Annotated in this window: 8 protein-coding genes and 1 pseudogene; 1 reads left to right on the top strand and 8 read right to left on the bottom strand. The window is 51.7% G+C overall.

The annotated features are described in order from the left end of the window. Positions 1-52: 52 nt before the first annotated feature. The gene (locus B2067_RS14040; protein ID WP_273087394.1) at positions 53-1,045 is read right to left on the bottom strand and encodes a YhdH/YhfP family quinone oxidoreductase; all 993 of its coding nucleotides are present in this window, start codon (positions 1,043-1,045) and stop codon (positions 53-55) included. Between the two features lie 4 nt (positions 1,046-1,049). Beyond that, the gene (gene sohB / locus B2067_RS14035; RefSeq protein ID WP_068443529.1) at positions 1,050-2,114 is read right to left on the bottom strand and encodes a protease SohB; all 1,065 of its coding nucleotides are present in this window, start codon (positions 2,112-2,114) and stop codon (positions 1,050-1,052) included. 234 nt (positions 2,115-2,348) lie between these two features. Between sohB and B2067_RS14030 the strand changes: the two genes are divergently transcribed. Then, positions 2,349-2,663, top strand: coding sequence for an SCP2 sterol-binding domain-containing protein (locus B2067_RS14030; RefSeq protein WP_068443527.1), 315 nt, complete (start codon positions 2,349-2,351; stop codon positions 2,661-2,663). Positions 2,664-2,716: 53 nt separating this feature from the next. Here B2067_RS14030 and B2067_RS14025 read toward each other — a convergent pair whose 3' ends face one another. The 6 genes and pseudogenes from B2067_RS14025 to B2067_RS14000 all read right to left on the bottom strand — a co-directional run. Further along, a complete protein-coding gene (locus B2067_RS14025) occupies positions 2,717-3,358 on the bottom strand; it encodes a hypothetical protein (protein WP_068443524.1) in 642 nt (213 codons plus the stop codon). After that, the gene (locus tag B2067_RS14020; RefSeq protein ID WP_301388862.1) at positions 3,345-4,985 is read right to left on the bottom strand and encodes a hypothetical protein; all 1,641 of its coding nucleotides are present in this window, start codon (positions 4,983-4,985) and stop codon (positions 3,345-3,347) included. Before B2067_RS14020 ends, B2067_RS14025 begins: the two co-directional genes overlap by 14 nt. A 209-nt stretch (positions 4,986-5,194) precedes the next feature. Then, positions 5,195-5,893, bottom strand: a complete 699-nt coding sequence (gene dnaQ / locus B2067_RS14015) for a DNA polymerase III subunit epsilon (protein ID WP_301388861.1) — start codon at positions 5,891-5,893, stop codon at positions 5,195-5,197. Beyond that, the gene (gene rnhA / locus B2067_RS14010; RefSeq protein WP_301388860.1) at positions 5,890-6,309 is read right to left on the bottom strand and encodes a ribonuclease HI; all 420 of its coding nucleotides are present in this window, start codon (positions 6,307-6,309) and stop codon (positions 5,890-5,892) included. The genes dnaQ and rnhA (B2067_RS14010) overlap by 4 nt, the downstream gene beginning before the upstream one ends. Beyond that, positions 6,291-6,653 (bottom strand): annotated as a pseudogene (rnhA, locus tag B2067_RS14005) (ribonuclease HI); the annotation flags it as partial. The pseudogene rnhA (B2067_RS14005) and the gene rnhA (B2067_RS14010), both read right to left, overlap by 19 nt. Before the next feature lie 3 nt (positions 6,654-6,656). Beyond that, on the bottom strand, positions 6,657-6,844 hold a 188-nt coding region (locus B2067_RS14000), incomplete at its 5' end, for a hypothetical protein (RefSeq protein WP_301388859.1).

Genomic DNA, 6,844 nt, shown 5'->3' with positions numbered 1-6,844 from the left:
ATTAACTACCCCAACCCTATCGCCATCAGCGACAAGTTGAGGCGTGACTGACTCAGTCTTTATTGAGGTTGACGCGGTAACGACCGACGCCTTCCCCTTTGATGATCCGGGAGAGAACATCAGGAAGTTCTTTCCGGCCGATCTCAGTGGTCATGCTTTCAAGGCTTTCCAGTTTCCAATCGCCTGCAGCCTTATCCAGTACCGCTTGCTTGTCCGCTCGTGGAATCTCAACCGAATCTACACCGAGAAGACTGACGCCACGCAGAATAAACGGGAACACACTCGCTTCAACCTTGACGCCAGCAATCATACCGCAAGTAGTCACAGCGCCCTCAGGCATCAGCTGCGGCAGTATGGCTGACACCATATCCCCACCGACGGTATCAACAGCCGCCTGATAAACAGGCTTCGCCATCGCTTTACCTTTCAGTGACAGCACGTCATCGCGGCTTACGATGCGTTTTGCACCAAGAGATTCAAGCCAGTCGTTTTTATCTGCTTTACCTGAAAGAGCAACAACACTGTAGCCGAGTTTAGACAGCAGAGAGACAGCCACAGAACCAACGCCGCCTGTCGCACCCGTAACCAATACAGGGCCGCGATCTGGCGAGATACCTGCGCGTTCAAGTTTTTGTACGCTCAGAGCCGCAGTAAAGCCAGCGGTACCCCACGCCATCGCCTCTGACGCTGAAATACCCTCAGGTTTCTTCAGCACCCATGCGGCAGGCACACGAATATGCTGGCCATAACCGCCGTTTGTATTCATGCCCAGATCGTAACCGAATACGACAACCTCGTCACCCTTCGAGAACGCGCTATCACTGCTTTCAAGAACAGTACCTGCGGCATCAATACCCGGTGTGTGCGGATAGGCTTTTGTGACGCCACGATTACCACTCGCTGAAAGTGCATCTTTGTAGTTCACCGAGGAGTAGGCAACCTCGATAAGGACGTCCCCCTCCGGCAAGTCAGCATCTTCCTGCTCAACCCACGAAGCCTCGAATTTCTTATCCGCTTCCTCTACCCGATATGCTAGAAAACTCATCGTATTACCCTTTTGTCTGCATCTGATTCTGAACGGCAGTCAGGACTCGCGTCACGGCACGCTCAAAGCCCGCCTGAGCGGCAAAGCCCATACGCTCCTGGAATGACCGACGGTACTCGTATGCGACCGTGTACACATCCGCGCGTTCACATGCTGAGACGAGATAATCGTCACTTGTTCCCACCTCGTCTATCAGCTTTTGGTCGAGTGCCTGCTGGCCATACCAGATGTCACCCGTAGCAACCGCATCAATGTCAACACGAGGGCGGAACTGTTTCACATGCTGCTTGAAAAGAACGTGAGTATCGTTCAGATCAGACTGAAATTTCTCTCGCGCTTTATCAGTATTTTCACCGAACATGGTTACTGTGCGCTTATATTCACCCGCAGTGAACATTTCGAAATCTACATCGTTCTTTTTGAGAAGCTTATTGAAGTTCGGGAGCTGGGCCACAACGCCAATAGAACCAACAATTGCAAACGGAGCAGCAACCACCCGGTCTGCAAGGCAGGCCATCATGTAGCCACCGCTTGCGGCGACTTTATCGATGCATACAGTGAGCTGGATACCTTTGTCACGGATGCGCTTTAATTGCGATGCGGCAAGGCCGTAGGAGTGCACCATACCACCGCCGCTTTCGAGGCGGATAACGACTTCGTCGTCCTTAGTGGCCATGGTCAGGATGGCCGTAATTTCACGGCGCATAAGATCAACATCAGATGCTTTGATGTCACCATCAAAATCGATGACGTACACACGTTTTGTTTCTTTGGAAGCATCCGCCCCAGCAGAGGCTGCTTTCTTCTCTGCCTTCTGTTTCGCCTTGTCTTCTTTCTTCCGGTCTTTTTCCAGCTGTTTCAGAGTAGCTTCTGTATTGATCTCATTTTCGAGCTGCTCTTTGTAATCTTCCAGCTGCTCGTTCAGCTTACGAATTTTCAGTTCACCCTCGGAGCCCGACTTTTTCTGTCGGCTACCTAGTGCGATCATTCCACCGACGACCACCAGAATGGCCACGACGAGTGTAACTGTCTTCAAGAGAAAGCTGCCGTAATCTGCAATAAACTCCACTCAGATATCCTTCAATCCTGTATTTGGGAAGAGCCAGCATAACGAAAACCGGGCGTGCCGCAAGCTCTGTCAGGTAAGAGAAGTAACCGCAGTCTGAAATTCAAACAATCGTTCGAATTTCGTTGACACCCTCCAGAGGGCCACTTAGAGTGTCGACAGGCCTGAACAGGCACGAATCAACGGCAGTACTTCCGCCGCCGTAGAACAACACGTAAGTAACCGAAGGATATTGATATGTCATCTGCTGCTGAATTCATCAATGAAATGAACGCTAAATTCAACCCAGCTGCCGCTGAAGGCCTGGATCTGGTTTTCCAGTTCAACATCGAAGACGCGGACAACTACCACCTGATCGTTAAAGACGGCGCCTGCGAAGTTGTTCAGGGTGAAGCGGGTGATCCAAACGTAACTCTGATCATGAACAGCGAGACCCTGCAGGGTATCGTTAATGGTGATCTGGACGGCATGATGGCATTCATGTCTGGTCAGCTGAAAGTCGAAGGCGACATGATGCTGGCGACTAAGCTGGGTGAACTGTTCCCTGCTTAATATCGACAGATACGATAAAAGCGGCCGATGGCCGCTTTTTTTGTACTTGTGTTTTACCACTGCCCGGCGATGGCGCTCTCCGCAACGTCATTCACCGGCCGAGCGACCAGTCCTTTCGTGGTCCGGACAACACTGAACACAGCACCATTCTCCATAGGCATATAGACTGCGCTGCCAAAATCTGCATCCAGCCACAGATCGTAGTTGCGTAACCAGCTCCAGACATCAAAGCCTTCGGAACCACCAAACCCATAAACCGTTCTAGGTGCACTACGTTCCTGCTCAAGACTCAGATAACGCCCTGACAAGCGATCAAACCGATACAAAGGTTCCTTGCCCAATGCCAGTAATGGGCCAGTCCATACCAGCATACGTACATCGAGCTGCCATTGATCGCCTTTTACAACGAAGCGCTCTTCTTCGCCTTCAGAGTCAACCAATGTCAGATCAAATACCTGTGGCTCGATTTCATAAATGCTTACCGACGCCAGAGGCCGTTCCTGAATGGCGGATCGATAGCTGGCCAGATCCCACACGACCAACCCTAACCAGATAGCCCCAGCAATAAGGATCATTCCTGTAGTGCCTCGGAGCCACTGCCTGAACCAGCCTTTGCCGGCCCAGAGAAAGAGTGCCACAACGACCGCAATTAGAATTGCGCCACTGCTGATTAGTGTAAGACTAGTTTGCAACATGACCGGCTCTCAACTGCACCATACTCTCTTCAGCCATGCGTAATGCATCACTGCCGCCAGAGGCTGGAGAATCATACGTGTCCAGATAGTACTCAACTGCAGTTACTGCGTCAGCAAAGGCATCCATATCCTGAGACGAAGGTGCCACTCTTGAGTCCATCACCTGATGCTCGACGAACTCCTCAAGCTCGAGCAACATCGCGCGGAGATCGGCCTTACCCAGAAAAATAACTGCACCACTTACGTCCCGCAGGCTCTTGCCTACATTCTTCACGTGCAGTTTATCTCCGCTATCAACATAGGAAGCCACGGCTCTTTTCACCATCACTAGCGCTGTCACCGACTCAGAGACCACAGCGATATTCGCCTCTTTAAGCGTGACGGGATCAATAACCTGAGAACCTTTCAGGCTGTTAGACTGAACAATTGCCTGAACATCCTGTTCGATACGGATAATGTCGTCAGCCAGCCCTTCAATATCCGCCTGTCCCGACCGTATCTGACGGATTACTCCGTCAGCGAGCTCGGCCGTCGGATTCATATCGACCATGATCAGGGTATCTGAGATACGCTCCAGCCGCTCGATCAACTCAGAGTCTTCGACAGCAAGTTCGGGGTTGCGCTGACTGCGATCAATGATGTCTTTTAATGCTTCAATTTCGTCCTGCAGAGCGCGTGCGAAGGACACCAGCGCAGACTGGTCCGGACCACTAAGATCGTTACGGGTGACCCTCAACTCCCGTTCGCGAACATGATCCGCCAACTGGAAACTGCTGTGCAGCAGTTTCAGACGGTCAGACTCAGGCTGAGCCAACGCAACCAGGTACAGGAACTCTTTCAGCAAAGCGTCAGATGGCTGCTCGTTGAATGCTGCACCTTCAGTTGCCTGAAGTTTACGGACCTGACGATCCAACTGACCAACCAGAGAGATACGCTGTGGTGTGACGTCGAATTCATCCTGCTGCAAAGCATCCAGCGCTCCAGAAACAACTTCCCAGAATATCCAGCTGTGAGATCCTCTGGCCGCCACCTCAAGACGTTCAACAGCCCTGACGAGCACCTGTAAGGGGCCACGTTTGCCGGAGCCACGAATTAGTCCCAGCAAGCCCAGTTGAAGCATCTGGCGCACACGACGATACGCAACGGCACGATTCTCCGACGCTTTTGGCTGGTCCAGCTTCGGGCGCAGGTTATTCAGAAAGAAATACCCTTCAGGCAAGCCTTTTTCTGCTCGCTCACGCCTCACGAGATTGATGGTAGGTATCAACAGCGATGGAGCAACATCCTGACCTGTAATCACAAATTCTATGTATCGTTTCAGGTACACCACAGCCTGAGTGGACGCATCAAGAAGGCCTTCACTGACACCTGAATTGAGTGATCGGCGGATGGTTTCGGTAAGCTCCTCACACAAGCGCTCACCCGCACGGAAGTCGAGCATCTTAAAAGTGCCGCGAAGCTGACGAATTTCTTCCAGAAAAGTACGGATGGTCTCTTCACTGTCATCGGTACTGTAGGTATCCAGCTGAACCGCCGCATGGTCCAGCGCGTTTTCAATCTCTTTGCGCACCACGTGTAACGACGATGCAAACTGATTTGAAACTTCTGCGCTAGGTAAATCTGCCATTTTTATTATCTTCCTGTCCGGCCAATAACGCCGCCGGGTTGTTTATCACTGAATAGTCGCTCTGGCGGATTCTACCGGAGTGATGGGTGTTTTCATCAACTGGTGGACAGACGCACCGATATCCCGTAGAAACGGCATAGTTCAACATAACCTGCCTGGTTGATAAATCCGTGCTCGCCTTCGCAGTTTCGCTATTCAGTTTTTTATTATTAAGAGCGACGCCACAGCGCCCCTTCACTTTTCTTATCTATCAAGTCCAGAAACGCTTCGTGTGCTGCGGTTTCTTCGTTGGTCGCCCTGACGACCTTCAGTGCTGCCGCATCGACATGGATGTCTCCCAGGTCCAGCTCAACGACCTCCGAATCTGACTCGTCTTCCCCAAGAGCGAGATCAGTCTGGCCACCTGTCATCATCAGATAAACATCAGCCAGAATTTCAGCATCGAGCAATGCGCCGTGAAGCTCACGATGCGAGTTGTCTATGCCATACCGCTTACACAGTGCATCAAGACTCGCCCGGGCACCCGGGTGCATCTGACGAGCCATCACGAGGGTATCGAGGATGCCACAGAAATCCCGGGTTGGCGTCATATTCAGGCGCGAGAATTCCGCATCCATCATACCGACGTCGAACGGCGCGTTGTGAATAACAAGCTGAGCGCCATCGATAAAAGAGCGGAAATCGTCAACGACCTGACCGAAAACGGGCGCGCCCTGCTCAATCAGCCATTCGTTGGTGATGCCGTGAACCTCTGCAGCCTCTTCATCAATAGGCCGCTCAGGATTGATGTAAACGTGATAATGCCGTCCGGTCAGCTTGCGTTTAATGACCTCAACACAGCCGATTTCGATGATTCTGTGACCATCGCCAATACCGGTGGTTTCCGTATCAAGTACTACCTGTCTCATTTAACTGCCTCTGCTGCGCCACGATTTGCCAGTTGATCGGCGCGTTCATTGCCATCATGGCCGGCATGCCCTTTTACCCAGTGCCATTCAACACTATGGTCTTTCATTGCGTTTTCTAGTTCTGTCCAAAGATCAACGTTTTTGACGGGTTTTTTGGCAGCAGTTTGCCAACCGTTTCGTTTCCACTTGACGATCCACTCTGTGATCCCGTTCTTTACATAGGTGCTATCGGTATGGATGCGGGCTCGCATTGGCCTCTTGAGTGCGTGTAGCGCTTCAATCGCGGCAGAGAGTTCCATACGGTTATTTGTCGTTTCGGCGGCACCGCCAGAGAGCGATTTCTCGGTTTCGCCATAACGTAGAAGCGCCCCCCATCCACCCGGACCAGGGTTTCCNNCCCTTTTACCCAGTGCCATTCAACCTCATGGCGCGAGCACTCCTTATCAAGAGCTTGCCACAAATCTTTATTTTTCACAGGTTGTTTTGAGGCCGTCTTCCAACCGTTTTTCTTCCAACCAGCTAACCACTGATTAATGCCTTGTTTTACGTATTTTGAGTCTGTCGTCAGGATAACCTGACAAGGACGGGTCAGGGCTTTAAGCCCCTCGATTGCGGCCATCAGCTCCATACGATTGTTCGTCGTATTGTCTTCACCGCCCCATAGTTCTTTCTCATTTGTGCCGTACTTTAACAATGCGCCCCAACCTCCCGGGCCTGGGTTACCCTTGCACGCACCATCGGTGAACAGCTCTACTTTCATGTCTTACAGTGATCCTTTGGTTCTGGATACAGGCTTTCTGGTCGCAGGAATCGCGAAGCCCAGTTTTGGTTCGCGCCGCACTTTACGCCCTGAACGAATCGTTGTCATGCCTGCAACGGTTTTACGTGCGACCAGAAGATATATATTTCCAGCCACCACCCGGTTGCCTGCCAGAACACGATCAACCCGGC

It is taken from the genome of Thalassolituus sp. UBA2590 (assembly GCF_002339775.1).
GTDB lineage: Bacteria > Pseudomonadota > Gammaproteobacteria > Pseudomonadales > Oceanobacteraceae > Thalassolituus.
Note: the sequence above shows the minus strand (reverse complement) of the source record. Positions and strands in the feature narration are given on the sequence as shown.

Excerpts from the sequence above, each read along its gene's own strand:
- B2067_RS14030 (WP_068443527.1), top strand. The coding sequence starts at position 2,349 with ATGTCATCTGCTGCTGAATTCATCAATGAAATGAACGCTAAATTCAAC.
- B2067_RS14025 (WP_068443524.1), bottom strand. The coding sequence starts at position 3,358 with ATGTTGCAAACTAGTCTTACACTAATCAGCAGTGGCGCAATTCTAATT.
- B2067_RS14040 (WP_273087394.1), bottom strand. The coding sequence starts at position 1,045 with ATGAGTTTTCTAGCATATCGGGTAGAGGAAGCGGATAAGAAATTCGAG.
- dnaQ (WP_301388861.1), bottom strand. The coding sequence starts at position 5,893 with ATGAGACAGGTAGTACTTGATACGGAAACCACCGGTATTGGCGATGGT.
- B2067_RS14020 (WP_301388862.1), bottom strand. The coding sequence starts at position 4,985 with ATGGCAGATTTACCTAGCGCAGAAGTTTCAAATCAGTTTGCATCGTCG.